This is a genomic window from Moorena sp. SIO4A1, from assembly GCF_010672065.1.
GTDB lineage: Bacteria > Cyanobacteriota > Cyanobacteriia > Cyanobacteriales > Coleofasciculaceae > Moorena.
Genome location: NZ_JAAHHX010000079.1, coordinates 1 through 25517, shown reverse-complemented (window position 1 = coordinate 25517; position 25517 = coordinate 1). Strand labels below are relative to the sequence as shown.

The window sequence follows — 25517 nt, the reverse complement described above, 5'->3', positions numbered from 1 at the left end:
AAGGGAATATATAGCCCCTTCACACCAATGAGTCGATTGCTCACAAAGCGGTGCCACCGACGTTCAAAGCTTTGGGCTTGTTTGGCTCGGCTGGAGACATAAGGTTCCCAGGCACTAAGGCAAAGCTTACCACTGCTAATTAAGGCACTCACCATCCAGGCTAAGGTTTTTAGATGGCGCAGATCGAGGGTAGCTGCTGTATTGACACAGAAAGTCTAACAGTTGATCATGAATTTGGGTAGAGTTGGACATGCTCCGATGGGCTGGTTGTGTAGTGACTCTAGCCTCGCATATCCCTCTACCCTTTTTGATCGAGTCTGGCCTTCCCGTAGCGTGAGCAAAGGTCAATCGCTCTTTTCTACCAGTTGTCTGAGACCTTCCCCTCAAAACCTGCATCCCATCACCCAGGCATAATCAGGCTTTGAGGCACTTGTGTCCGGCAGTCAGGATCAGGACTCCACAGAGCGGTAAGGTAATTTGCCAAACTGGGAAGTTGTGGTTACTTGGTTTTTTCTGTTGATTCTTCTTTAACATAGTGATTGAACACTTAGATACGACTGTTTGAATAGCTACGATTTCCTGTTGATTGCCTGCCTAGACGCTACAAACTATCCAGCAGGTTTTGACTCAGAGTAGAATTCCTACCCCAAAGAAGTTTTGAGCAAGATTAGTACGCATGTTGTTTCAACGTCTACTAGCAGCTTTAGATTCTGATTTCGAGGCTACATAGTTAATGTGCCGGTTCAAGGATTCTGTGACATTGACTGGGTCATTCTTCTAGAGGTGCTGCTATTCAAGATTCAAGCACCCTGTTTTTTTGGAAATTTTCCCGAGAGGGTGTCACACTTTCTGACAGTTCTGCACATATATATAGAAGAGGCAATGTGATGATTTGCGTAGCAGCATATTCTGCTAAGCATAAAAAATATTTCGTCTCTTGAACTCACAGATAGTGCTAGGGGTTACTTCAGTCAGACCTTACGCAATAAACTACTTGTAGTTTTAACAAACCCGTTAACCTATACAAGTAGTGTTTTGAAGCTGAATGTGTGAAGCTCTGATTTACCACAATAAGCACAAGAGGATTGTTCAAACAGGAGGTGGTGTTCCATGTCACCATAGACACAAGATGATTCAGTGATGATTGTTAAAACAGGAGGTAGTATTCCAGGGTGCATCTCACTTTTGTAAATGTTCGTAGTGGACCGACACATCTAAAATGGTGCAATAACCCTTTGTTGGGTTGAAGAATGAAACCCAACACCAGTAACCCTTTGTTGGGTTTCCCTACCGCTCTAACCAACCTACATTTTTAGGTGTGCCACGCCAGTAGGGTGCGTTAGGGACGGGGGAGCCATTATTGTATTGGTAGCCAGTGTTAGGACAATCCGTCCCGTAACGCACCATCTGGTCAAACGGCAAAAATGAGATGCACCCGTATTCCATGTCACCCTAGGAGACCTAATTGGTTAGAAAACCCAATAAAACAGGAGGTAGTATTCCATGTCACCCTAGGAAACCTAATTAATAAATCGTGAGTTCCACAATAGGCACAATATGATTTTTCGAAAAATCATTTCGAAGATGCAACAATAGGTATAAAAAATAAGTTCCAGTGTGTGCCTAAATAAAAATGATTATTCAAACAGGAGGTAGTGTTTAATGTCACCATAGGAAACCTAATATATGACCCCTCGTCAAAAGTTTGAATCAGCGGTTAAACATTTAGTTAGCCAAACTTTTTTAGAAACTAAGGAAGCAACATATTATGCTGCATTATTTAACGGAATAAAGAAAAAAATACGGCAATTTAATTTTCCGGATTATCAAATATACGAGGTAATTAATGAAACCTATTTACGGGGAATAAAACTCATAGAATCAGGGCAAGAAATTGAAAACCCTGGAGCATGGATCAGGGTTACTTCCTTCAATGTCATCCGTGAAATGAGCCGGGAACAAAAAAAAGAGCAATTATGGGACTCTAATTTAATCGAGGATCAACTAGGACTAGAAGACAGCCATAGCCTTTCCTCCTCAAACTCTGAGGATGAAGACTTAAGGCTGCTGGAGCTAGCCCTTAAAAAGTTAGACCCAAAGGACTCCAAACTAATCGTCTTACGGGAAATAGAAGGCTTGTCTTGGAGACAAGTAGTAAACCATCTGGCTTCTAAGGGAGAATATATTACTGAGGCGTCTGCCAGACAGCGAGGTAATCGTGCCCTAAAGCGTTTACGTAATAGGTTTTTTGAGCTTAAGGCTGATCATCAATAAAGACAATTTTATGATTAGCTATAGCTAATCAGGGTGCGGAAACCGCTTGGGGGCATTCCTGATCTGATTGCCCCCACTTTTATTTAATCATTAAGTAAATTTTAGATAGTTTTTATGAAATGATTCAAATAATATAATAACAAACTATGTTTAAGGATGAAAATCCTAACAAACAAATGTCAACCAAAAATAATAATCCTCAAAAAGTTAAATTATCAGAAGAGTATCGCCAGCTAATAGCTCTTCCGATTTTGTCTGAATTAGAGGCAAATCGGATGGCGGAAATCCTAGAGCTAGCTAATCTTGATGAATCCCTTAACTGCTTAATTGAGGAAATTGAAATGACCGAATATTTAAAACTAGAAAAGTGGAATCAAGGTCTTCGGAAGTTACTGAAGGTGGTTTCAACAGAAGAGCCATCCCCTACTACACCATGGCAGGACTAAACTATCTGAGGGTATGTAAGCAGTCAGTGGTCAGTGGTCAGTGGTCAGCCTTGTGGCACAGGCTTCTAGCCTGTGAAATAACCCATAAGCTGATAACTGATAGCTGATCGCTGATAACTGATAACTGATCGCTTGGCTTGATAGATCACCCCTTGACATGGTATGATCAACAATCAGCTATAGTTGGCAATCAATCCTTCATAGTATTCGTTAATAGTATTCCTCCAGCAAACCCATGACTCAACGCACTCTAGGCGGAACCAACCGTAAGCAAAAAAGAAAATCCGGTTTTCGTGCCCGGATGCGCACCAAAGATGGTCGCAATGTGATTAGAGCTCGCAGAAGCAAGGGACGGCGTCGTCTCTCGGTCTAGTCATCTAAGCATTGATGCCGACCTGCTGCAAGTGAAAGGTAAAAGGTTAAGAAACAGCCATTTCCCGTGGCTCTTCTGCCTTTATCCTGCTCAAGGAATTGATATTAATCAAGGATTACAGTTAAGCATTGGGATTGCCTCAAGCCAATCGACTTAAGCACTGGCGAGATTTTAAAACAGTCTATCGCTCAGGTATTCGTCGTTCAGGGCGTTACCTAACATTACGGGGTTTACAACAGAGTACTATTTACCCGATTGCCAAAGAAACCATTGTACCAGAAAAATCCCTACCAGAAAAATCCCTACCAGAGGATCACCCTCCCTCCCGTATTGGCATCTCCATCAGCCAAAAAGTCAGTAAGAAAGCAGTTGTTAGAAATCGGATTAAGCGGCAACTTCGAGCCGCCCTCAGGCAGTTATTACCACGCCTATCCCCCGGTTGGAAGCTAGTCGTAATAGTAAAACCAGAAGCCAGAGAGTGCGAATATGCACAACTTTTGAGAGAATTAGAAAAGTTGTTGGTAAAAGCAGAGGTGTTGGATGGGCATTAGAGAAGATGTATTTTATGAGGGTGGCCCCCACCGGGGAGATCTGATCATTAGCATATTGTTGGCATTTACGATTATATTCATACCTCTAACCGTAGCTGCTATTGTCAGGGCTCTATGGCTACGGTATCGGATTACCAGCCGCCGCATATCAATAACTGGGGGTTGGCGGGGACGCGATCGCTCAGATGTGATCTATTCTGAAATTTCAAAGATTGCCACAGTTCCCCGTGGTATAGGAACTTGGGGAGATATTGTCGTTACCCTAAAAGATGGTAGCCGTTTGGAAATGCGGGCAATACCCCGGTTTAGAGAAATTTACGACTACATTGCCGAACGAGCAGCAGACAAAACAGGCAAAGCCGTTAGTGCCATCAAAATGATGTAGACAGAACATTGCCAAGAAAACCTTGACATCGGTCACTTGCCCTGATCTAGTCTTCCCTTTCCTACATCTGGCCACCAAAATCGGTTCAACTCCTTGATGTCAGTAGATATACCTGATAAAAGTCGGAAACCCGAACCGCATAGGGACGGAGATTAGTTACATTAGACACAGAAAACTTTACAATAGCGCCTAGGTTAACGTCAAACGAATGGACTTTGGTATCGGATTTATCTCCAACAACATCATGCTGCCAATCCTGGATTTCTTTTACGGGATTGTGCCTAGCTATGGTTTAGCCATAATAGCCTTGACCCTGGTGATTCGCTTTGCCCTCTTCCCTCTTAATGCTGGCTCCATTCGCAACATGAGGCGCATGAAAGTCACCCAACCCTTGATGAAGAAGCGGCAAGACGAAATAAAAGAGCGCTACAAGGATGACCCGGCTAAACAGCAGGAAGAAATGAGTAAGCTGTTTCAAGAGTTTGGCAACCCCCTAGCCGGTTGTTTGCCACTGTTGGTACAAATGCCGGTTCTGTTTGCCCTATTTGCCACCTTGCGGGGATCACCCTTTGCAAACATTAACTACGACGTCAACTTACAAATTTTTCCCCAAGAACAGCTGGAATATATCCAGCCTAAAGTCTTTACCACCAAACCCCAAAATATTTACATTACCGATGGCTTACATGAACCAGTCATCGCCCTACTTCCGGCAGGAAATAAGCTGGTAGTTGGGGAAAAAACCAAAGTAGAGTTTCAAACTGTTGAAGGTCAACCCTTAAATCAACTAATTGCTCAGCATCCAGAAACCGATATCACTCCCACTTGGCAAATAGTCAACGGAGAAGACCGCTTACGTATTCTTGAAGATGGGACACTAGAAGCCCTGATGCCTGGAGAGGTAAAGCTTCAGGGAACCTTAACGGGAATAGCTGCTAACAAAGGCTTTCTATTTATTGATGCTTTAGGAAGAGTGGGTGCTTTTGATGACGATGGCACTATCCACTGGGATATCGTAGGTATGATTCTATTCTTTGGGATCAGTTTGTACGTCAACCAGCTGTTGTCTGGTTCAGGTGCAGGTGCAGGGCAAGCCGGTGACCAGCAAAAGGTAGTTAATCAGATTACTCCAGTATTGTTTTCTGGCATGTTCTTATTCTTTCCCCTGCCAGCTGGGGTATTGATGTATATTGTTGTAGCTAATATATTTCAAACTATCCAGACTTTCATTCTCTCGAGAGAACCTCTGCCAGAGAATTTGCAAGAAATAGTTGAGCAGCAGGAAAAAGAGGCAAAAAGACAAGCAGCTAAGTCTGGAGAGGGTCGAGAGGCATTGCCTTTTGAGCCCAAGCGTTCAAAGAAAAAAGCATCAAGTTAGTATGGTAAATCAACATCAGGAGCGTGGTAAAGAGTGGTTAGAAGAACTCCTGCGCTTATCTCGATTGCCCGCCAGTATAGAGGTAGCTGATGGTGACGCTCCCCTAGGAGAGCGACCCAGCTACTGGTTGACAATCGATAATAGTCAACTGACCTCGAAAGACACTCAAACTTTAATTGGTCGGGAAGGGGAAGTTATCGATTCTATCCAGTACTTAGCAAATTCCCTCCTTAACTTGGGTCATGAAGAGGAAGAACAAGCCGTTTACGTTATCGATATCGATAGCTATCGAGCCAGACGGCAAGTGGAACTTCAAGCGATCGCTGAACACGCTGCTATGAAAGTCCGTCAGACCGGGAAAGAATTTGAATTGAAATCCCTATCGGCAGCAGAGCGGCGTCAAGTCCATACCCTATTCAAGGCTTTTGAGGATTTAGAAACTCTTAGTCGAGGGCAAGAGCCAGACCGACGACTGGTGGTGCGTCGCAGGTATTGACAGATTAAGAGTTTTACCCCTCTCACTGCTGATTGCACTTGGGATTCTTCCCATCACCTGGCTAACATAATGCATTAACTCTATATAACTATTTAAGTCTATAAATGGTCGCTTTTTGCTGAGTCAGGACTTACGCGCTTAAGTGGATTTCGCCCCCCTAGCCCCCCAATATTGGGGGGTAATGATGTCAAAGTCCCCCAATATTGGGGGATTTAGGGGGCAAATGCGTAAGTCCTATGAGTGTTTGAGAAGCTCAAGGTTAACCATCAACGCTTAACAGTCAACTGCAAAGGATAAGCATTATGGAGGCGATATATATTCCTGAGTTGCTCAAATTACCAGAGCACACAGAAGTAACTCCGGTCAATCAATTCTTGGTGGATTTACAGACACTGACCCCAGTTCGAGGTCAAGTGCAAGTGGCTCATCAAGGAAATTACCTGGAGGTCTGTGCTCAAGCAGAAACGATCATTACCTTGACTTGTCACCGCTGCTTAAAACAGTACAACCACCGCCTAAGCATCGATACATCCGAATTAGTTTGGTTAGCTTCCTCAGCTGACCAACTGTCGGATGTATCCCTAGAGCAGGAGATAACTTGGGATGATTTACAAGAAACCCTTCCAGCTCAGGGGTATTTTTATCCAGACACTTGGTTATACGAACAACTATGTCTGGCAATTCCGCCACGGCAGCTGTGTGACCAAGAATGTATAGGTATCCAGATTAAGAATAACAGTGAAGCAGAGTTACGGGATCAACTACGGGATCAACGTTGGGGGGCTCTAGAATCCCTGAAGAGAAAACTTCCTGGATAGTGAGTTGCCTGGTAGTATAATGCTGAAGGGGAAATTGGTCAGGGAGTTACTAGCAGCAGAGCCTTTATCCAAGTTTATTGGAAATAAAAAATGCTATGTTTAAGGTTTAAATATTTATTTATAGCATTAACTTTTTGAGTAATTGGCTCCTATATAGGAATTCTATATCCCATAAGGTATAAATTGATCCCCCTAAATCCCCCTTAATAAGGGGGACTTTGAGGTTGCAAAGCTTACCTCATAACTGCGAGAAACGCTATATAAAAATCCATGTAGGAATTGTCATAATTTTTGATGGCATATTCCCGTCTTAATGCAGTCGCTCATGGGGGAAACCACGGCAAAGCACGACTGGGGGAAACCCCCTTTGGCCGCTTAGGTGCGCTTGACCCGTAATTTAATTCGCCACGGGTTCCTACTCCCTGCTCCCTACTCCCTGCTCCCTACTCCCTGTTCCCTATTCCCTGTTCCCTGTTCCCTTTGCTATATGAATTTCAATGACGAGTTTGAGCTTCTGCTACGTGCTCGCTATCCTTTGTTATATATTCCCACTCTAGAAGAAGAGCGAGTAGAAACAGCGATCAAGCAATCCGCTAAACGTTTGGGTAATCGTGGTGTCTATATCTGGGATTTTGTGGATGGTTACCAAGGAAATCCTAATGATATCGGCTTTGGACGCCGCAATCCCTTACAAGCCTTAGAATTTGTAGATAGAATTGGCGAAAGTGCTGCTGCCATCTTTGTATTAAGAGATTTTCACCGATTCTTAGAAGATGTATCAGTTGCTCGTAAACTCAGAAATCTGGCACGTACCCTCAAATCCCAGCCTAAGAATATAGTTATCGTTACCCCCCAAGTGTCCGTCCCCTCGGATTTAACCGAAGTGCTGACAGTGCTGGAATTCCCCTTACCAACCGCATCGGAAATTAAAGCTGAGGTGAAACGTTTGTTGGGGGCAACGGGTCAAAATCTGACTGAAAAAATCATTGATGAGCTGGTGCGCTCGGCTCTTGGTCTTTCCTTAGAAAGAATTCGTCGGGTCCTAGCTCGTGGGATTGCCTCTAATAATGCCATCCAACCTTCAGATGTGGAACTAATTTTAGAAGAAAAGCGTCAATCCATTAGGCAAACCCAAATCCTAGAGTTCTACCCAACCCAAGAAAAAATTTCAGACATAGGTGGCTTAGACAACCTCAAAGACTGGCTACTGCGACGAGGTGGAGCATTTACAGAACAGGCCCGACAATACGGCTTACCCCATCCTCGTGGTTTACTATTAGTGGGGATTCAAGGAACTGGGAAATCGTTAACTGCAAAAGCGATCGCAAACCACTGGCACCTACCCCTGCTACGTTTAGATGTCGGTCGTCTATTTGGTGGCTTAGTAGGGGAATCAGAATCCCGTACTCGGCAGATGATTCAGCTAGCCGAAGCTCTCGCTCCCTGCATCCTCTGGATTGATGAAATTGACAAAGCCTTCTCTGGTCTATCCTCTAAAGGGGATGCAGGCACAACCAGTCGTGTCTTTGGTACCTTTATTAGCTGGTTAGCTGAGAAGAAATCCCCAGTATTTGTGGTAGCTACTGCCAACAATATCCAAGCCTTACCCCCAGAAATGCTCCGCAAGGGTCGATTTGACGAAATCTTTTTTGTTGGTTTGCCCAACCAGGAAGAACGTCGTGCTATTTTTGACCTACACCTATCCCGGCTGCGACCTCATAATCTCAAGAGTTACGCTTTAGACCGATTAGCCTACGAAACCCCTGATTTTTCCGGAGCAGAAATTGAGCAGACCCTGATCGAAGCCATGCACATCGGCTTTAGCCAAAACCGAGACTTTACCACAGATGATATTCTCGAAGCCGCTAGCCAAATTATCCCCTTAGCACGGACAGCCCAAGAGCAAATCCAATTCTTACAGGATTGGGCAGCTGCCGGAAAAGCTCGTATGGCTTCTCGCAATACTCCCTTAAATGATCGCATTCAGCGCCAACTCCAGTAATTAATTATATATAGCAGTTCTCAATTGGGTCAGAGACTTCATCCTGGGTTAATTGGAGTAGGGAGTAGGGAGTAGGGAGTAGGGAGTAGGGAGTAGGGAGTAGGGAGTAGGGAGTAGGGCTAATAAAATTGACTTGACCTGATAAGTAGGATCGACGCTATCGATTAATGTCAACTAGATTAATTTAGAATTTTATCATTAACTGTTGCTAGAACAATCTGTTAACCTTGGCCAATAGGCCACGCTACGCGAACAACCTGTTAACCTTGGCCAAAAGGCCACGCTACGCGAACAACCTTCAACCTTGGCCAAAAGGCCACGCTACGCGAACAACCTTCAACCTGTTAACCTTGGCCAAAAGGCCACGCTACGCGAACAACCTGTTAACCTTGGCCAAAAGGCCACGCTACGCGAACAACCTTTCAACCTTCAACCTAACCACCTCCAACCTTAAACTTTTCAACCTTTCAACCTTCAACCTTTATCTTTAATAGCTTCCCATGAGTCTGTCCAAGATAGCTCAGTTTATCATTGGTTTTATTCTCGGCATTGCCATCTTAACAGGTGCTGCTGTTGGTACAGTATATTACTTCTTTACTAAACTAGCAGCTGAGCCTGAAAAACCTGTCTTTGCTGAGGAGCGACCCAAGACCTCACCATCACCAAAAGCTCAGCCCACCAGTTCATCTGGGGAGTCTAAACCAGCAACTACTCCCAAACCCATTCCTAGTCCTAGTCCTTTACCAAAACTAGAACCGGGTGCTTATCGAGCCAGTGTTACCTGGCCACAGGGGTTGATTCTGAGGGACTCCCCTAGCCTGAACGCTCAACGCATTGGTGGTATTGGCTACAATCAGACCCTGATCATCCTCGGATACAGTGATGATAAGCGATGGCAGAGAGTACGCTTGCCTGGTAGTGACCAAAAAGGTTGGGTTAAAGCAGGTAATGTCAAAAAAATAGACTAATCAATAGATTAATAGTTTGGAGCAACAGTCCACACTTAACAAGTCTGGTTATTGTTAAGAAAATTAGCTAAATATTAATCTTGATTGCGATATTGCCGATCTAGCTTTAACGCCAGAATCCAGAATGATAAGGTTATGAAACTAACTTTTAACACCACCAAAAAAGTTAAATTTCTACCTAACTGAATTTCTGGCTAACAGGTTTATGTACAATAAAAATACAAATAAAGATCTTTTGGGTGCTGCTGTGACTGCTGCTTTGGGTGCAGGGATTGTCACTTCCTTTGCTGTCAGCCAAGGTCAACACCCAATGATTGCTATAGGAATTACTGCTATGGCTGGCTTAGTTGGTGCCTTGTTACATCAGGCTGACTTGGTATAAATAAAAGTCCTATAATAAGTAATTAACAACTTGCTAATTCAGTAGTGGGCTAATTGGAACAAACCACAAGATTCTGATCACCGTTACGAGGAAACCCGTTAGACATCCATCCATTAACAGGATAAGTTATTCTTGCCCACTCGCGCCCTTGGGAGTCCTTAACAAATTGCTCTTGAGGCGGACGGTTGACCAGTGTTACTTCCACTCCATAGGAGACAAGACCCAGTCGGGAAGAGTTAATATCCGGTTGTCTACGGACAGCTATACCATCATTACCTTTATATATAACTTCGCGACAGAGAGATTGTCTTTGATTAGTGCTTACTCTTAATGTCTGCTGACAGAACTTGAGATCTTTAGCTCGGACAAATCCAGGAACGGGGGAGTTGATCGCTATCCAACCATTTTTCCTAACCTTGTTTTCGGCCAGAATAACTTCTTCATCAGGCTCTAAGGTTCTGATTGGTTCGATTGATGGCTGTTTGTAGATAAACATTGACTTAGCAGCTTGGCGGCAGAGAGATTGTGTTTGAGTAGGGCGTACTCCTCCTGTCCCCGGACAGAACTTCAGATCTTGGGCTTGGACAAATCCATTAATGGGGAATTTGATCGCGATCCAACCATCTTTGCTAACCTTGTTTTCGGCCAGAATAACTTGTTCATTAAGGTCTAAGGTTCTAATTGGGTTAGAGGTTGATCGCTGTTTGTAGATAAACATTGACTCAGCAGCGGCGCGACATTCACCCATCAATTCCTGAGCCAGTTGAAATTTCCCTTGAGTCTGGGCTTGGGTTGGTGTTGCCGATGGTATGGTGTTGGCGGAATTGGTGCTGGGAATTACGGTAGCCCTAGCGTCTACTCCCCCTAAACTGCTCAAAACTAAAGCTAGCAGGGGGAAAAACGTACTCCAGTGACGAATAGTGGTCATGAGTTAAAACTATTGCGTTATGGTAAAAGAGGAGAATTGCTCTGTTTTGGTAAGAGTCTTGCTCTATAACTACATGCTTTACTATCGGATTACGTAAAATTTCTGAGATTCTCTTGTCCGAAACATTACCAATGGTCTACTGTGATTTGTTAAACTAACGGTAACAGTTTCCTTGGAAGAATCATGGAGACCCTTGCCTATCTTCATCTTGCCTTAAGCGAAGAAGAACTTGCAGATACTCCTGCGGTTTTGACGGAGTCGAATCAAACATTTTTTCAGTGGCTGAAGGAGTATAAGCTAGTTACTCACCATCGGATTTATTTACTGTTGCTAGTTGCCACACTTAGCATTGTGGGGATGGCAGAAGAAGCCCTAGCCCAAAGGGTGCTGCGGGAAGGTCGTAGGGGAGCCGATGTAACAGAGGTTCAGCGTCGTTTACGAGAACTTGGGTATTTCAATCGGCAACCAACTGGCTATTTTGGTTCAATTACTAAAAATGCTGTGATTCGGTTCCAACGAGACAAGGGGCTTCCTGCTGATGGGGAAGTCGGACCACGAACCAGAGCAACACTCTTTCCATCGCAAACCAGAGTAGCACCATCCCGTAGGAATCTTAATCAATCTGGACTCAGACGAGGGTCTCGTGGATCAGCGGTTACGGAAGTGCAGCGACAGTTAAGAGAACTGAGGTATTTCAATGCCGACCCAACCGGTTACTTTGGTCCAGTTACAGAACAAGCAGTGATTCGATTCCAAACAGACTATGGTCTCAGGGCGGATGGGATTGTGGGATCACAAACTAGAGCAGAACTATCTAATGCATTAGTTACTCAATCACAACCGTTTCGATTCCTGCCTGGGGAGATGCCTCTTCCTCCTGCTGACTTTAGCAGTCAAGAACCGATAGCATTTGGTACTCCTATCCGTAGCAGTGAACTACGACCAGGCGATCGTGGTCCAGAGGTAAAACGGCTTCAGCAAGCGTTGAGATCTCGGGGGTTTAATCCCGGTCCGGTTGATGGGAGATATGGCGAACAAACTGAGGATGCAGTGTTTAAATTTCAGATACGTAATAATAATCTACTTCCAACCGGGATAGCTGATTTACAAACCCTGCAAGCATTGGGATTTATTGATATCAATCCTGAAACTGAGAAGAATCGCTATGTGGTGGTGATCCCGATTCATAATGATAAAGTACTAAATCAGATCAAGCTAAGTAGTGGAATTATATCAGACGATGATATTATATCTGAGGACAATCGAGGCCGTTATTTTAATGCTGGAGCCTTTTCTAGCCGTAGTGAGGCCGAAAGTCTTTCCTATGAATTGCGATCGCAAGGATTTGATGCCCGGGTAGCCTATTTTTAAGTCAGCTCAAGTCCACTAACAAAGAAATAGATCGGGGTGCTCCCTCAGGTATTTAACCTCAGGTATTTATAAATACAATAAATTTTCAATAACTAGAACTCTAGGACAAGGGATAGCTAGGGTGATAGCTAGGATAGGATTGGCAAGAAGCCCACACTTCCCTAATAGGTAAGTTATAGGTAAGTGTGGGAATATGTCACCAAGGGATTAGCTCAAAGCTTCCAGATAATCCCGAACTCGGTTACGGCGCTTGGGTTGCCGCAACTTTTGTAAAGCCTTAGCTTCAATTTGGCGTACCCGCTCCCGAGATAAATCCAAAGCGCGACCAATCTCAGCTAGAGAGTAAGGCTGGTTATCTCCCAAGCCAAACCGCATCCGAATCACATCCCGTTCACGGTTGGTTAGATCGGCTAGGAGTTGCTGTAAATCCCGTTGTAAGGCTTCTCGCATCAACACTTCTTCTGGAGAGGTTTCCTCAGTTTCGAGTAAATCTCCCAGTTCGGTGTCTCGTTCCTTACCAACTTTAATTTCCAAAGAAACAGAGCGAGGTACTCGTAGTAATACTTCTCGTACCTGAGCCGGAGTCATCTCTAATTCCACAGCAATATCATCAATGGTTGCTGTGCGGCCACGTTCCTGGGAAATCTTCCGTTGGGCTTTTTTGATTTTATTGAGCTTTTCAGTAATGTGAACTGGCAGGCGAATAGTACGGCTTTGAGTAGCGATCGCCCTGGTGATTCCTTGACGGATCCACCAGTAAGCATAGGTGCTAAATCGGTAGCCTTTGGTCGGGTCAAATTTCTCAACCGCTCGCTCTAATCCCAGAGTTCCTTCCTGAATTAAGTCTAGAAGTTCCAAGCCACGGTTTTGATACTTTTTCGCTACTGACACTACCAGACGTAGGTTAGCTTTGATCATGTGTTCCTTAGCTTGGAGCCCCTCAGCTTGTACCTGCTCTAGCTCTTTGAATGTCAGTTCGGCTAACTCTGCCCAACGCAGTTTTCCAGCTGACATACTCGGCTTAAGTTGAGAAACGTCAATTCCTGCAGCCGTTGCCCACCGTTCCAAGGAAGGACGGTGACCTAACTGGGACGCTAGACGATCATGGGTTTCAATCAGGTGGACAAAGCGCTCCATGACTTTATCTTCGGATATAGCCGACTTATTGCGCAGCCGTAGTAGTTTCATGTAGCGCTGAACTTTTTGAGCTTCCGAGACTTCCTCATCTCGCCTCAGTAGACGAACCCGACCAATTTCCTGGAGATATAACCGAACTAGGTCGGTGGTGCGACGGGTGCTATTTTTAGTTAAGCTAGCCGCGTCTGCACCCTCAATCTCCACATCAACTAAGTCATCCACTGATCCTTCCCCATCGTCCCTTGGGCCATTAAGCTCAAAGCTATAGGCAGAAGTCTCGTGATCTAATTCTGTGTCGGCATAGAAAGGAGTGGCTGGCATAATGATCTCTCGATTACAACCAGTGACAACACGGAATTGTGTTTGTCACACTTAGTACTAGAATTCCCACCCATGATGACCGGAGAAACAGTTACTAAAATAAATTTTTTCCGGCAAGACTTACCGGTTATCCCTGGTAGCCCTTATTAGTATCCGTAGCTAACGGTTCACCCGATGTCTCCACCCAACCTTGCCCGTAAGGGCTGAAGGTTTATAGATGGCAAAAGGAACGGGATTTCCTGATTTAAGCTATTGATTTGAGCTATTTTAGAAGTAACTCTATAGGTAAATAGAGACCTTGGTCAAAAGCTGTATTAATCTACAGTGGGCATCATGGCGATTCCAGAAATATTCTCGCTAATTCAAGAAAAAATTTTATTTATGGGTATCAGGGACTAAGCAGTAGGCAAGCTACTTGCGGATATCCTCTGCTGGAATGGGTTTGAAGAAACAACGAACTTATGAATAAGTGCATACACATAGTTCAAAATTGCCAAATTATTGCCGAATTACCAGAGTTATGAAATATTATTGCCACCCAGCTATGTGGCCAGATTGGTAATGATATTACAAAACTTTATAAAACCTTACAAAAGATTACAATCTATTGATCCAGTCGCTTCAGCTCAAGCAGTGGCATGTCTCTAAAGATTCTATATTTTCAGGATGCCTAATAGACAACAGCAAAATGTCTCAATTTTTGTCTCAGTTTTTTGTCATAGACAACAGCAAAATGTCGCAGTTTTTTGTCTGAGTTTTCCTGTCTGAGTTTTAAAGCAGGCGAGCTTCCGGAGCAGGAGAGCTTTCGCAGTCAGGGAGCAAGGGTAATATCAAGTCAGGTTGAATACCCATAATTAGAGGGAGGGTGGGGAGATGGGGAGATGGGGAGATGGGGAGATGGGGAGATGGGGATATTTTTATTAAGGGTAATTATCCCGACATGATATAACAACTCAGTCAGGTTCCTTACTCTGGCTTAGTATCTCGTAGCATTAGAGCTTCAACAGCAGCTTGGGGGGTAATCTCCCCTTGGAGCAATCGATGGACTTGATAAGTAATGGGTACTGAAATTCTTTTGAGCTTAGCTCGTTCCATCACAACCTTTGTAGTGTTGACCCCTTCTGCTGTTCCCTCCAAGTTGGCGAGAATATCTGCAAGTTTCTGACCCTGAGCGAGCTGATAACCAACTTGATAATTGCGACTGAGGCTACTACTACAGGTTGCCAGTAAATCTCCTAGTCCCGACAAACCGTAAAATGTTTCTACCTTAGCACCCCAATCTTCACCAATACGGATCATTTCTGTAAGTCCACGGGTTAGTAAAGCTGCTTTGGCATTTGTTCCTAGTTGTAAACCATCACAGGTTCCAGATGCGATCGCCATCACATTTTTCAGGGTACCCCCTAGTTCTACACCGAGGGGGTCTCGATTGGTGTAAACTCTGAAATTTGGCGAAGAAAACGCCTGTTGTAGTATCTGAGTTGCTTTTACATCTGTGCTAGCTACTACTGTAGCGGCTGGGAGTCCTTGTTTAATTTCTTTGGAGAGATTAGGACCTGATAGCACGACTACAGGATTGTTGGGAAATTCAGCTTGCCAGATTTGGGAGGGAGTACGGGTGGTTTGCAAATCTAACCCCTTAGTCGCTGTGACCAATATCACCTCAGGAGATACTGATAACCCCTTTAGCTGTTGCGCTACAGAATTTACCCCCGACATGGAAACAGCAGAAAGGATAATACTGCTAGATTCTATGGCATCTGCTAATTTTGTCTGACTCCGACGGGACCACAAACAAACCTGATGACCGTTTTGAGAGGCTAGGCTATTGAGGGCTGTACCCCAAACACCAGCTCCGATTATAGTTATTTTGGTCATTTGTTATTTGTTATTGCAGTTCTCAATTAGGTGAGGTGCTTTCGCCCTGGGGAGTAGGGAGTAGGGAGTAGGGAGTAGGGGTAAGAACATTGAATTTACCTGATCAGTATAAGAAACGCTTTCTTGGTTAGTTGTTAGTTTCAATTGTTTTGCAACCATGAAAGCGTTCATCGGGGATACCGCTGCATTAATTCTCGAACTTGCTCGGCATGATAGGAACTGCGGGTGAGGGGAGAGGAAACAACTTGCAGGAAACCGAGGGATTCACCATACTCTTTCCAGGTATCAAATTGTTTAGGGGTTATGAATTCAGAAATTTTTAGGTGTTTTTGAGTGGGTTGAAGATACTGACCAATAGTTAAGATGTCGCAGTTTACTTGCCTTAAATCCGCCATGACTTGCCGGACTTCCGCATCAGTTTCTCCTAAACCTACCATTATACCAGATTTGCTGTAAACCGATGGAGCCAAGTTTCGCGTCCGCATCAGTAATTCAAGGGAACGCTGATAATCCCCTTGAGGCCGTACTTTCCGATAGAGTCGGGGTACTGTTTCTGTATTGTGATTGAGGACTTCCGGTTTAGCTTGAAGAATTGTTTCGAGGGCATCCCAGTTCCCGCACAAGTCTGGGATTAAAACCTCAATAGTGGTATGAGGTGAGACCAGGCGAATGGCTTCAATGCACTGTACAAACTGGGAAGCTCCACCATCGGGTAAATCATCCCGGTTGACAGAGGTAATAACTACATGATTTAAACCCATGCGCTGCAAGGCTTCTGCTAGCCGTGTGGGTTCAGTGGAGTCAAGGGCTTTGGGTTTTTTCTCAAAGTCAATATCGCAGTAGGGACAAGCACGGGTACAGGCTGGTCCCATAATTAAAAAGGTGGCAGTACCAGCATTGAAGCACTCTCCGATATTGGGACAAGAGGCTTCTTCACAGACAGTATTGAGATCCAAATCTCTTAAGGTTTCTTTAATATTGCCGACACGCTGCCATTGGGGCGCTTTGACTCGCAACCATTCTGGTTTAACTACCACTCTTGGTTATACTCCAACTATATATATATATAAATTTAAGTTACGTTACTTTAATCTTGATCCTAACAAGCTAGGGGCGGATTGCCCCTAAGGCATGATAAAATAGATGAAATCTTAAATTATGACTTTATCGGGATGTAGCGCAGTTTGGTAGCGCACTTCGTTCGGGACGAAGGGGTCGCAGGTTCAAATCCTGTCATCCCGATTGTACTTGTGCAATAACTTTAAAAGTTAGCAGGTTAGAGGTTAGCAGGTTACAGGTTAGCAGGTTCTTCAACCTTGGCCAAAAGGCCACGCGATCGCGTTCAACCTTCAACCTCTTAAACCTTCAACCTCTTAAACCTTCAACCTCTTAAACCTTCAACCTCTTAAACCTTCAACCTCTTAAACCTCTGAATAAAGTTCCATCACCTTAGTGATAGGCATTCGCGATCGCACCCCCAAAGTTAAAGGGGAAGTATGTCCTTGATTTAAATGGTCAGTTGCGGCACAGCCAATCATTGCGCCATTATCGGTACAAAACTTCAGGGGAGGGAAAATAACTCGCAAATTATGCTCAGTTGCTGCAGCTTGCAACTGTTGTCTCAATCGACTATTAGCAGCCACCCCACCCCCAACCGCAATCGTGTCCAGACCATAGTCGAGAGCACAAGCAATGGTACGCTTGGTAAGCGATCGCACTACGGTTTCCTGAAAGCTGGCAGCAATGTCGGTCACTGGAATTTCTGAGTGTTCCTGCTCGAATTTTTGCACCAACCTTAGCACCGCTGTCTTCAAGCCGCTAAAACTGGAGTCATAGGGATGATAACCACCACTAGCAAGGGAAATCTTACCTTCTGGCAAGGGAAAGGCTTTGGGATTGCCCTCTCGTGCTAACTTATCTATAGCTGGTCCTCCGGGATAGCCTAACTTTAATAATCGTGCTACCTTATCAAAGGCTTCACCGGCAGCATCATCACGGGTTGCGCCCAGTATCTCATAGCTACCACAGGTTTTGACATAAATTAAGCTAGTGTGACCACCAGACACCAACAGACTCAAAAATGGTGGTTCTAGTTCTGGCTCACTGAGATAGGTGGCGTAAATATGACCTTCTAGATGATGGACACCCAGAAACGGCTTGTGGTGGACAATGGCCAGAGTTTTGGCAGCTGTGACCCCCACTAGTAGAGAGCCCACTAAGCCGGGAGCGCAGGTAGCAGCAATGCCGTCAATTGCGCCCCAGTCCAGTTGAGCTGCTTCTAGGGCTTGCGCGATCGCATTATTGATGGTTTCTAGATGGCTACGGGATGCTACCTCTGGCACCACACCGCCATACTGCCGATGCATAGGAATTTGGGAAGTAACGATATTGCTACAACATTTACGATTTTTAACAATCGCCACAGCTGTTTCATCACAACTGGTTTCTATTGCTAAAACACAAGCCATTCACCAATGACCTTTATTGAAACACTACTTTTAGTTAATTAAACTTTACTAGATACACGGCTCAGAGTAAGATTGCCTGAGTGTACAAATAATTTGATCTTTTGGTTTGTACAAAAAACTTTTTGTTTCTTAACAAAAGGAGACACTTTCTATGCGACGATTGTTAGCTTTAATTTTTGCCGTCTCTGTGTGGTTTTGCGCCATCAGCCCAGCCTCTGCTTCTTTGGATCATCTCACCCCTTGTAGTGAGTCTGCTGCATTCCAAGCCCGGAAGGCTGAATTCCTAAACACTACAGCTAACCCCAATTCCGGGGCGAACCGATTTGAGCGGTATTCTCAAGCACTTTGTGGTGATGAGGGATATCCTCACTTGATTGTGGATGGTCGTTTCTCCCATATGGGTGACTTCCTCATTCCTAGCTTACTCTTCCTCTATATCACTGGCTGGATTGGCTGGGCAGGTCGCAGCTATCTACAAGCGATTCAAAAGGGTAAGAACCCAGAAGACAAAGAAGTCATCATTGATGTCCCCTTGGCAGTTAGTAAGATGCTAATGGCTGCCTCATGGCCTTTGTTAGCATTCAAAGAAATCACCACTGGTGAAATGTTTGCTAAAGATGATGAGATTCCTGTCTCACCACGCTAGCAATCATACTTAGACTCGCTCGCGGGAACGCTTTTAGCACTGAAAAGTTAGCTAAAAACTACTGCCGTTCTCGCTAATCAAATTTTCGCGCTTTATAGACAGGGCATTATCTTGATGTGCCAAGATGTCTTGAAATAGTTATCGATTTTAGGAGAATGTTCCATGCAGGATTTAGTTAAGTATTTGTCCCTAGCACCAGTGTTATTGGCTCTTTGGATGACCGTTACGGCTGGAATTTTGATTGAATTTAACCGCTTTTTCCCTGATCTACTTTTCCATCCGTTGTAATTAGGAAGAATGGGTAAAAGATGGAAATAATTCATTCGGTATTGGTAGGTAAGCTAATTAAATATAAGTACCTACTTAGTTCGCTGAATTATTGAAATTTACCCTAAAAAACCTCTTGACAATTTAAAAAAAAAATTCAGAGTGCAGAATCCATAATCCAGAAGTAAGGTGGAATATTTCTGAACTATTTCTGAATTATTAAGTTGCTGAATCCTGAATTTAGCAACTAATAATTCTGCATTCTGAATTGATAATTCAGAATTCGGTTGACTTTTTGTAAAATTGTTTGAAATGGCAAATCTGGCACTGCTGAGTGTATCTGACAAAACTGGACTAATCGACTTTGCCCGTCAGCTAGTAGAAGAATTGGAATTTGATTTAATCAGCAGTGGCGGAACGGCTAAAGCCTTGCAATCAGAAGGTTTGCCGGTAACGAAAGTGTCTGATTACACTGGCTTTCCAGAAATTTTGGGTGGCAGGGTCAAAACCCTACATCCACGAATTCATGGTGGAATTTTGGGAAGGCGAGATTTGCCCGAAGATGTGGCAGAAATGGAGACAAACCAGATTCGTCCCATTGATTTGGTGGTGGTGAATCTCTATCCATTTGAACAGACTGTTGCTAAACCGGACGTGAGTTTAGCAGAAGCAATTGAAACTATCGATATCGGTGGTCCAACACTGCTGAGGGCAGCTGCGAAAAACTATGCTCACTTGACAGTGCTGTGTAATCCCAGTCAGTATCAGGATTACTTAGAGGAGTTGCGCCAGAATGGAAATCAACCATCAATCGAATTCCGTCAGGCTTGCGCTATAGAGGTTTTTGGTCATACCGCTGCCTATGACCATGCGATCGCATCCTACCTGATCGGGTACGAAGATCCAGTGTCCCTACCAAAACGATTTACCTTATCTGGACAACAGCGCCAATCTCTACGCTATGGCGAGAATCCCCATCAACCGGCATCGTGGTATCAAACCGGAACAGTTCCCACAGGTTGGGCTGCAGCCACTAAACTTCAGGGTAAGGAACTCAGTTACAACAACCTGGTGGATTTAGAAGCTGCACGGCGGATCATTAATGAATTTACTGACACTCCAGCCGCAGCAATTCTCAAGCACACCAATCCTTGTGGGGTAGCCTTGGCAGAAACCCTATCGCAAGCCTATCAGAAGGCATTCAATGCTGACTCTATTTCTGCCTTCGGTGGAATCGTGGCATTAAATCAACCCATTGATGCTGCTACAGCTGTGGCGTTAAAGAAAACTTTCTTAGAATGTGTAGTCGCACCAGGGTGTGAACCAGAAGCTCAAGAAATTCTCAGTGCTAAGTCGAAGCTAAGGGTGTTGCTATTACCAGACTTACAGACGGGATCAAAGCAAACTGTGAAAGCTATTGCAGGGGGGTTTCTGGTACAAGCTGCGGATGATGCCATGGATAATCCTGAGAATTGGCAAGTGGTAAGCCAAAAGCAACCTACTCCTGACCAAATGGCAGAATTATTATTTGCTTGGAAGGTGTGTAAGCATGTTAAATCCAATGCCATTGTCGTGACACGCGATCGCACAACTTTAGGTGTGGGTGCCGGTCAAATGAATCGGGTAGGTGCAGTCAATATAGCTTTAGAACAGGCTGGGGAAAATAGCAAAAACGCTATCCTTGCTAGTGATGGATTCTTCCCCTTCGATGACTCAGTGCGGACAGCTGCTAAAGCGGGGATTGAGGCAATTGTGCAACCGGGTGGTAGTTTACGAGATCAAGACTCGATTCAGGCAGCAGATGAACTGGGATTAGTAATGGTGATCACCGGTATGCGCCACTTTTTACATTAGTTATGAGTTTTAGTTATTTTCACATGAGTCATTAGTCATTAGTAAATCTGATCGAAAGCAGTTTCGATCAGATTTACTAATAGATAAAAGGGGGTTAGTAGGTCAGCCCTTAGGGTTTAACTGCAGGATTTTTGGCTACTTAATTGCAAGGCTAACTGACCATAGCGCTTCAGATATCGAGTAGAACACAAATCAACTTTAGGGGCGCACGGTGTGCGCCCTATTGCTTATGGTCGATTACATCAGACCTAGTTGTTGCAGAATTCCGTTACCAGTCAGCAACTCGGTAGCCAAGCCAATGGCGAAACCAAGCATTGCCAAACGGCCATTCCAGGTTTCAGCAAAGTTGGTGAAACCGAACTTAGATTCTTGCTCTTGAGTCATTGTTATAGATCTCCTAGGGTTTTGTTAGCTTCTGTAATATAAGTTAACCTATTTTGGGGATACTTGCAACATTTATTTATATTTTGATAACCAAAATATGGTATATATCGATACGCTTTGCCTGAAGTACGGATAACTGGAGGCGATGGGGAGATAGGGTTGTTCGCGTAGCGTGGCTGAAAGGTCAAGGTTAACCGGTTGTTCGCTTGTGGCGTTCGGTGTAGGGTGGGTTGTTCCCGTAGCGTGGCCTTTTGGCCAAGGTTCTAAGCAGCAACCGGCAACACCTACTAAGCTGATGTGCATTTAAATTAGTTTTTCCCTGTTCCCTGTTCCCTTTGACCAATTTGGGTATCCCAATCTAAATGCTGAACAGCTTAGCAGATGACCTAGACTGACAAAACTCCTCAAACCCTTGATTTTACGTAGGTTGGGTTGAACATAGTGAAACCCAACCTACAAAGCAAGATTTGTCAGTCAACCAGGGGTTAAGGCTTTTGTAATAAGGCTCCACTCTCTAAGGTTTCGTCTCTTCGATGCCCTCTTTATTTGTATTTACCATTGTTTTTTTCTATGGTATAATAAGAGTATGTTGACAATTAACTACACATACAGGATTTACCCAAGTCAAAATCAAGAACAGATCATGAAAGAATGGCTTGAGACTTGTAGACGAGTCTATAACTATTCGCTAAGAGAGTTAAAAGACTGGATTGCAAGCCGTAAATGTCCTGTGGATAGGTGTTCTTTGCAAAGTGAGTACATTATTCCTGCCGATACACCGTTTCCTAGTTATCACCGTCAACAAAATAATCTACCATTAGCCAAGAAAACCAACCCATTTCTAGCTAAAGTGCATTCCCAGGTGTTACAGACAACCGTTAGAAGGTTGCATGATTCATGGGAAGCAATGCGTAAGCGCGGATTTGGTTTTCCAAGATTTAAGAAAAAGGGTCAATACAAGTCGTTTTTATTCCCGCAATTCAAGTCAAATCCAGTAGGAAACGAACATATCAAGCTTCCTAAAATTGGCCTAGTTCCTATTCGACTCCATCGAAAAATTCCTGTTGGATTCCAAGTCAAACAGGTTAGAGTTCTGGCTAAGGCTAGACAAACAGAATGGTATGTTGTGATATCAATTGCAATGGAAGTTGATATCCCAGATCATCCTGCCGTTGGCCGAGCAATAGGGATAGACCTTGGGTTAGAAAAGTTTCTGACAACTTCAGATGGTTTCACAGTTGAGCGTCCTAAGTTTTTCAAGCAACTGCAAGGTAAGCTGAAATTGCTACAACGTAGAGCAGCTAAAAAACAGAAGCGTTCTAACAACTGGGAAAAAGCACAACTGAAGGTGGCCAGATTGCATCACAAGATTGCCAACGCTCGTAAAGACTTCCATCTAAAAACAGCACATTTGCTCTGTGACCAGGCTGAGACAATCTTTGCTGAAGATCTAAACACAATAGGACTGAATCGAGGAATGCTAAGAAAAGACTGCATTGATGCATCTTTTGGTCAATTCTTAGATCTCCTCAAATGGGTAGCTTGGAAGCGTGGGTGTGCGCGACGTGAAAGCGTCAAGTTGAACCAAAGCCTGAAATGGCTTTCTGGAGAGTGCATCCTCCAGCCTGCCGAGATGAGGGGGGAAGAGTAATCGGAACCTGAGTGCAGATTCTCGATAAAGTCCTGTAGAAATACAGGAAGTAGCACCCAAGGTCGGAATCACACCGCCGCAAGTGCTAGCAGGAAGATACCCAATGGTTAACGAAAGTGAACATCTATAAAAGCTTCGTAACGCTTGAACAGTGAAACGTGATTGAAACACTGTAGCCAAAAGGGCACCGAGTTCGATAATAAGTGATTGGGGATTGTGTCCTTCTCAATCTGATGCAACGAAGAACTCCGGAGCAAAGGATGAACCTAAAGGGATATCGAAAACTTCACTTGATGAACACGGTAACCCCTGAAATTTCAACCGCCAATAAATGGCAAAGCGGATTGCAAAAGAAGCCCAGGGTTGACAGGGAGTAGGAGACCTGAAAAAGCAAATGATGTCACGACGAAAGTCAACGGGAAATCATAACCGGACATATAGATTCCTATGAATCATACCGAGAGGTAGCAGACGTCAGGTTGGTCTAATCAGAATGTTCCAAGAATTGAGGAATAGAGACTCACCCCGATGAAAAGTAGAACCAATACTGGTACTGGAGTCTGGGACTGGACTGAGATAGACTGGAAAGTCATCAATAAACAGGTTCTCAAACTTCAAAGAAGAATATTCAGGGCAACCAAAGAAGCTCAACTAAAAGGCAGCGGATGGGATAAGGTGAAAAATCTGATGAAACTAATTATAAATAGCAAGTCAGCATTAGCCTTAGCAATACAGACAGTTACGGTTAAAAACAAAGGAAGGAACACTCCAGGAATAGACGGTTATGTAGCCATCAAAACCAAAGAGAAAAACCGACTAATGAAAAACTGGAACTGGAATGAAGTAAGCCAGGGTAATCGCATTGAATTTGGTATAAATTGTACTTGACAAAAGAAATAAAGAGGATAATCAAACTCGGCCTTGGCAACAATCGAAGCAGTTTTGGAGGATCTTATCAAGTTATCATCAGAGAAATTAAGAGTCCCATTCCCCGTTTACTGATCATGGCAAAAGGCTTTGGCAAGGGCGTTATGACCGACCTTGAAGAACCAGAGGTAGAAATCCTCAGAAAAAGCGTAATCAAACATTTTCAGGATCTCGAAGACCCCAGAGTGGGTTCGAGGAAAGCTCATAGTCTAGTGGCAATTATCACCATAGCCATCTTAGCCATACTCTCAGGGGCAGAAGGATTTGTAGGAATAGAAACCTATGGAAAAGCAAAGCAAGAATGGCTAGAAACATTTGTCGAGATACCCAATGGTATTCCGTCACATGATACCTTCGGAAGAGTATTGTCCCAGCTAGAGCCAGAGGAACTAAACCACAGCTTCCTCGATTGGATCGGCAGCATTACAGAGAAATTAAATCTGGAACTGATTCATGTAGATGGCAAGACAGCAAAAGGCTCCTACGACAGAGAAAGTAAGCTCAAAGCACTACATAGTGTAAGTGCCTGGAGTAGTGAGCATGGGTTAGTGCTGGCACAGCAAAAAGTACAGAGCAAGTCCAATGAAATCACAGCAGTGCCACTACTCCTGAAGTTGGTCAATTTCAAGGGAGCTGTAGTAACCTTGGATGCTATGGGCACTCAACGGGAAATTGCGCAGCAAATCAAACAGGGACAAGGGGATTATGTCCTCGCTCTCAAAGGTAACCACCCTAGGCTCAATCAGCAGGTAAAAACTTGGTTCAAGCAAGCCCAAGCTCAACATTGGCAGGGAATTGACTACAGCTATAATCGAACTACTGAAAGTGGGCATCATCGCCTGGAAACTCGCGAAGTTTGGGCAGTACCAGTAAATCAGTTACCATCTTTGCATCGCCAAAGTCAGTGGCTGGGTTTAACCACGGTGGTGATGGTTTGCACTCACAGGCAATTATGGAATAAAACCACCACAGAGGTTAGATTCTACATCAGTAGCTTGGAAGCGGATGCCCAGTGGCACAATCAGGTGATTCGCTCCCACTGGAGTATTGAAAATAGTTTACATTGGGTTCTCGATGTCACATTTAAGGAAGATGCCAGTCGAGTGCGTCAGGGTCACGGAGCAGAAAACCTAGGTTTGTTGCGCCGTTTAAGTGTTAATTTGCTCAAGCGCGAACCCTCGAAGCAGAGTCTGAAAATGAAGCGTTACAGGGCCGGAATCGACAATAGCTTTCTGATGAAAATTCTGAGTGCGAGTGTAGCTGAGTCCTAGAGTGGTGGGGTTCTAAGGGAAACTCTCTCTATGAATACCTTAGAAGTCAGGAATATTCTTTGATAGCTTAAATCCAATATCCCTGTTGTACTTAGATAGATTTTCTTTGGCTTAAGTGCTCTTCATGGCTTATGATACACTGTCAAGTTTTCACTGTCAAATTTTCGGTCAATTTACAGTGATTTTATCACTTTCTTTCAATGCGATTACCCTGTGAAGTAAGCCCCACCAAGAGAGTCTATATACCTAAATCAAATGGGAAGAAAAGACCCTTAGGAATACCAACCATAAAAGACCGAATAGGTCAAGCCATAATAAAAATGGCATATGAACCAGTATTC

The 25517-nt window shown here is 44.1% G+C and carries 29 protein-coding genes, 1 tRNA gene and 1 pseudogene; 21 read left to right on the top strand and 10 right to left on the bottom strand.

All coding sequences use genetic code 11. The features are described 5' to 3' along the window. Window positions 1-1287 precede the first annotated feature (1287 nt). Window positions 1288-1446: a hypothetical protein gene (locus tag F6K53_RS30895; RefSeq protein WP_293017285.1), complete on the bottom strand. Its 159-nt coding sequence runs from the start codon at window positions 1444-1446 to the stop codon at window positions 1288-1290. Window positions 1447-1686: 240 nt separating this feature from the next. Here F6K53_RS30895 and F6K53_RS30890 point away from each other — a divergent pair, with 240 nt between their 5' ends. From F6K53_RS30890 to F6K53_RS30850, 9 genes are all read left to right on the top strand, one after another. Next, window positions 1687-2274, top strand: a complete 588-nt coding sequence (locus F6K53_RS30890) for a sigma-70 family RNA polymerase sigma factor (protein ID WP_293017284.1) — start codon at window positions 1687-1689, stop codon at window positions 2272-2274. 176 nt (window positions 2275-2450) lie between these two features. Next, window positions 2451-2720, top strand: a complete 270-nt coding sequence (locus tag F6K53_RS30885) for a hypothetical protein (RefSeq protein WP_293083295.1) — start codon at window positions 2451-2453, stop codon at window positions 2718-2720. A 235-nt stretch (window positions 2721-2955) separates the two neighbouring features. Beyond that, a complete protein-coding gene (gene rpmH, locus F6K53_RS30880; RefSeq protein WP_044494288.1) occupies window positions 2956-3093 on the top strand; it encodes a 50S ribosomal protein L34 in 138 nt (45 codons plus the stop codon). A 128-nt stretch (window positions 3094-3221) separates the two neighbouring features. Continuing rightward, on the top strand, window positions 3222-3644 hold the full coding sequence (rnpA, locus tag F6K53_RS30875; protein WP_293017281.1) for a ribonuclease P protein component: 423 nt from the start codon (window positions 3222-3224) through the stop codon (window positions 3642-3644). Next, complete coding sequence (locus tag F6K53_RS30870; protein WP_293017280.1) at window positions 3634-4029, top strand: PH domain-containing protein; 396 nt, start codon at window positions 3634-3636, stop codon at window positions 4027-4029. The genes rnpA and F6K53_RS30870 overlap by 11 nt, the downstream gene beginning before the upstream one ends. A gap of 208 nt (window positions 4030-4237) precedes the next feature. Next, window positions 4238-5407, top strand: a complete 1170-nt coding sequence (gene yidC, locus F6K53_RS30865) for a membrane protein insertase YidC (RefSeq protein ID WP_075901672.1) — start codon at window positions 4238-4240, stop codon at window positions 5405-5407. Window position 5408: 1 nt separating this feature from the next. Next, complete coding sequence (locus tag F6K53_RS30860) at window positions 5409-5903, top strand: R3H domain-containing nucleic acid-binding protein (protein ID WP_070394091.1); 495 nt, start codon at window positions 5409-5411, stop codon at window positions 5901-5903. A 302-nt stretch (window positions 5904-6205) separates the two neighbouring features. Further along, entirely contained in the window at window positions 6206-6721 is a 516-nt protein-coding gene (locus tag F6K53_RS30855) for a YceD family protein (RefSeq protein WP_293069227.1), read from the top strand. A gap of 487 nt (window positions 6722-7208) precedes the next feature. Continuing rightward, complete coding sequence (locus F6K53_RS30850) at window positions 7209-8723, top strand: AAA family ATPase (protein WP_071105385.1); 1515 nt, start codon at window positions 7209-7211, stop codon at window positions 8721-8723. A gap of 48 nt (window positions 8724-8771) precedes the next feature. On the opposite strand, the gene F6K53_RS30845 is transcribed toward F6K53_RS30850, so the two are convergent. Then, a complete protein-coding gene (locus F6K53_RS30845; RefSeq protein WP_293069225.1) occupies window positions 8772-8897 on the bottom strand; it encodes a hypothetical protein in 126 nt (41 codons plus the stop codon). 53 nt (window positions 8898-8950) lie between these two features. On the opposite strand from F6K53_RS30845, the gene F6K53_RS30840 reads away from it, so the two are divergent. The 3 genes from F6K53_RS30840 (at window position 8951) to F6K53_RS30830 (ending at window position 10073) form a co-directional block, all read left to right on the top strand. Next, window positions 8951-9214: a hypothetical protein gene (locus F6K53_RS30840; RefSeq protein WP_293069223.1), complete on the top strand. Its 264-nt coding sequence runs from the start codon at window positions 8951-8953 to the stop codon at window positions 9212-9214. 9 nt (window positions 9215-9223) lie between these two features. Further along, the gene (locus F6K53_RS30835; protein WP_293017278.1) at window positions 9224-9691 is read left to right on the top strand and encodes an SH3 domain-containing protein; all 468 of its coding nucleotides are present in this window, start codon (window positions 9224-9226) and stop codon (window positions 9689-9691) included. 205 nt (window positions 9692-9896) lie between these two features. After that, window positions 9897-10073: a hypothetical protein gene (locus tag F6K53_RS30830; RefSeq protein ID WP_009148761.1), complete on the top strand. Its 177-nt coding sequence runs from the start codon at window positions 9897-9899 to the stop codon at window positions 10071-10073. Window positions 10074-10122: 49 nt separating this feature from the next. Here F6K53_RS30830 and F6K53_RS30825 read toward each other — a convergent pair whose 3' ends face one another. Then, complete coding sequence (locus tag F6K53_RS30825) at window positions 10123-11001, bottom strand: SH3 domain-containing protein (RefSeq protein WP_293069221.1); 879 nt, start codon at window positions 10999-11001, stop codon at window positions 10123-10125. Between the two features lie 183 nt (window positions 11002-11184). Here F6K53_RS30825 and F6K53_RS30820 point away from each other — a divergent pair, with 183 nt between their 5' ends. Beyond that, on the top strand, window positions 11185-12372 hold the full coding sequence (locus tag F6K53_RS30820) for a peptidoglycan-binding protein (RefSeq protein WP_293069219.1): 1188 nt from the start codon (window positions 11185-11187) through the stop codon (window positions 12370-12372). Window positions 12373-12579: 207 nt separating this feature from the next. On the opposite strand, the gene sigC is transcribed toward F6K53_RS30820, so the two are convergent. The 4 genes from sigC to lipA all read right to left on the bottom strand — a co-directional run bounded on the left by sigC (window position 12580) and on the right by lipA (window position 16745). Continuing rightward, complete coding sequence (gene sigC / locus F6K53_RS30815) at window positions 12580-13830, bottom strand: RNA polymerase sigma factor SigC (RefSeq protein WP_293017275.1); 1251 nt, start codon at window positions 13828-13830, stop codon at window positions 12580-12582. 966 nt (window positions 13831-14796) lie between these two features. After that, window positions 14797-15708: an NAD(P)H-dependent glycerol-3-phosphate dehydrogenase gene (locus tag F6K53_RS30810; RefSeq protein ID WP_293017274.1), complete on the bottom strand. Its 912-nt coding sequence runs from the start codon at window positions 15706-15708 to the stop codon at window positions 14797-14799. A gap of 3 nt (window positions 15709-15711) precedes the next feature. Continuing rightward, window positions 15712-15867, bottom strand: a complete 156-nt coding sequence (locus F6K53_RS30805) for a hypothetical protein (protein WP_158069695.1) — start codon at window positions 15865-15867, stop codon at window positions 15712-15714. An 8-nt stretch (window positions 15868-15875) separates the two neighbouring features. Then, window positions 15876-16745, bottom strand: a complete 870-nt coding sequence (gene lipA, locus F6K53_RS30800) for a lipoyl synthase (RefSeq protein WP_293069216.1) — start codon at window positions 16743-16745, stop codon at window positions 15876-15878. Window positions 16746-16876: 131 nt separating this feature from the next. Here lipA and F6K53_RS30795 point away from each other — a divergent pair. Beyond that, window positions 16877-16950 (top strand) — tRNA-Pro (locus F6K53_RS30795). Between the two features lie 179 nt (window positions 16951-17129). On the opposite strand, the gene tsaD is transcribed toward F6K53_RS30795, so the two are convergent. Beyond that, window positions 17130-18176: a tRNA (adenosine(37)-N6)-threonylcarbamoyltransferase complex transferase subunit TsaD gene (tsaD, locus tag F6K53_RS30790; protein ID WP_293069214.1), complete on the bottom strand. Its 1047-nt coding sequence runs from the start codon at window positions 18174-18176 to the stop codon at window positions 17130-17132. 151 nt (window positions 18177-18327) lie between these two features. On the opposite strand from tsaD, the gene F6K53_RS30785 reads away from it, so the two are divergent. The 3 genes from F6K53_RS30785 (at window position 18328) to purH (ending at window position 20943) form a co-directional block, all read left to right on the top strand. Continuing rightward, window positions 18328-18822, top strand: coding sequence for a Photosystem I reaction center subunit III (locus F6K53_RS30785; RefSeq protein WP_075901654.1), 495 nt, complete (start codon window positions 18328-18330; stop codon window positions 18820-18822). A 162-nt stretch (window positions 18823-18984) separates the two neighbouring features. Beyond that, window positions 18985-19110 (top strand): photosystem I reaction center subunit IX, encoded by a 126-nt coding sequence (gene psaJ / locus F6K53_RS30780; protein WP_071105376.1) that lies wholly within the window; start codon window positions 18985-18987, stop codon window positions 19108-19110. A 291-nt stretch (window positions 19111-19401) separates the two neighbouring features. Continuing rightward, a complete protein-coding gene (purH, locus tag F6K53_RS30775; RefSeq protein ID WP_293083291.1) occupies window positions 19402-20943 on the top strand; it encodes a bifunctional phosphoribosylaminoimidazolecarboxamide formyltransferase/IMP cyclohydrolase in 1542 nt (513 codons plus the stop codon). A gap of 237 nt (window positions 20944-21180) precedes the next feature. On the opposite strand, the gene F6K53_RS30770 is transcribed toward purH, so the two are convergent. After that, entirely contained in the window at window positions 21181-21327 is a 147-nt protein-coding gene (locus F6K53_RS30770) for a chlorophyll a/b-binding protein (RefSeq protein WP_070394076.1), read from the bottom strand. Between the two features lie 72 nt (window positions 21328-21399). Further along, window positions 21400-21630, bottom strand: coding sequence for a hypothetical protein (locus F6K53_RS30765; RefSeq protein ID WP_293069209.1), 231 nt, complete (start codon window positions 21628-21630; stop codon window positions 21400-21402). Window positions 21631-21913: 283 nt separating this feature from the next. On the opposite strand from F6K53_RS30765, the gene F6K53_RS30760 reads away from it, so the two are divergent. From F6K53_RS30760 to F6K53_RS30745, 4 genes and pseudogenes are all read left to right on the top strand, one after another. Next, window positions 21914-22978, top strand: coding sequence for a transposase (locus tag F6K53_RS30760; RefSeq protein ID WP_293017267.1), 1065 nt, complete (start codon window positions 21914-21916; stop codon window positions 22976-22978). 528 nt (window positions 22979-23506) lie between these two features. Further along, complete coding sequence (locus F6K53_RS30755) at window positions 23507-23866, top strand: reverse transcriptase N-terminal domain-containing protein (protein WP_293069207.1); 360 nt, start codon at window positions 23507-23509, stop codon at window positions 23864-23866. A gap of 143 nt (window positions 23867-24009) precedes the next feature. Beyond that, window positions 24010-25176: an ISAs1 family transposase gene (locus F6K53_RS30750; RefSeq protein ID WP_293031099.1), complete on the top strand. Its 1167-nt coding sequence runs from the start codon at window positions 24010-24012 to the stop codon at window positions 25174-25176. Between the two features lie 221 nt (window positions 25177-25397). Beyond that, a pseudogene (locus F6K53_RS30745) lies at window positions 25398-25517 on the top strand (retron-type reverse transcriptase); the annotation flags it as partial.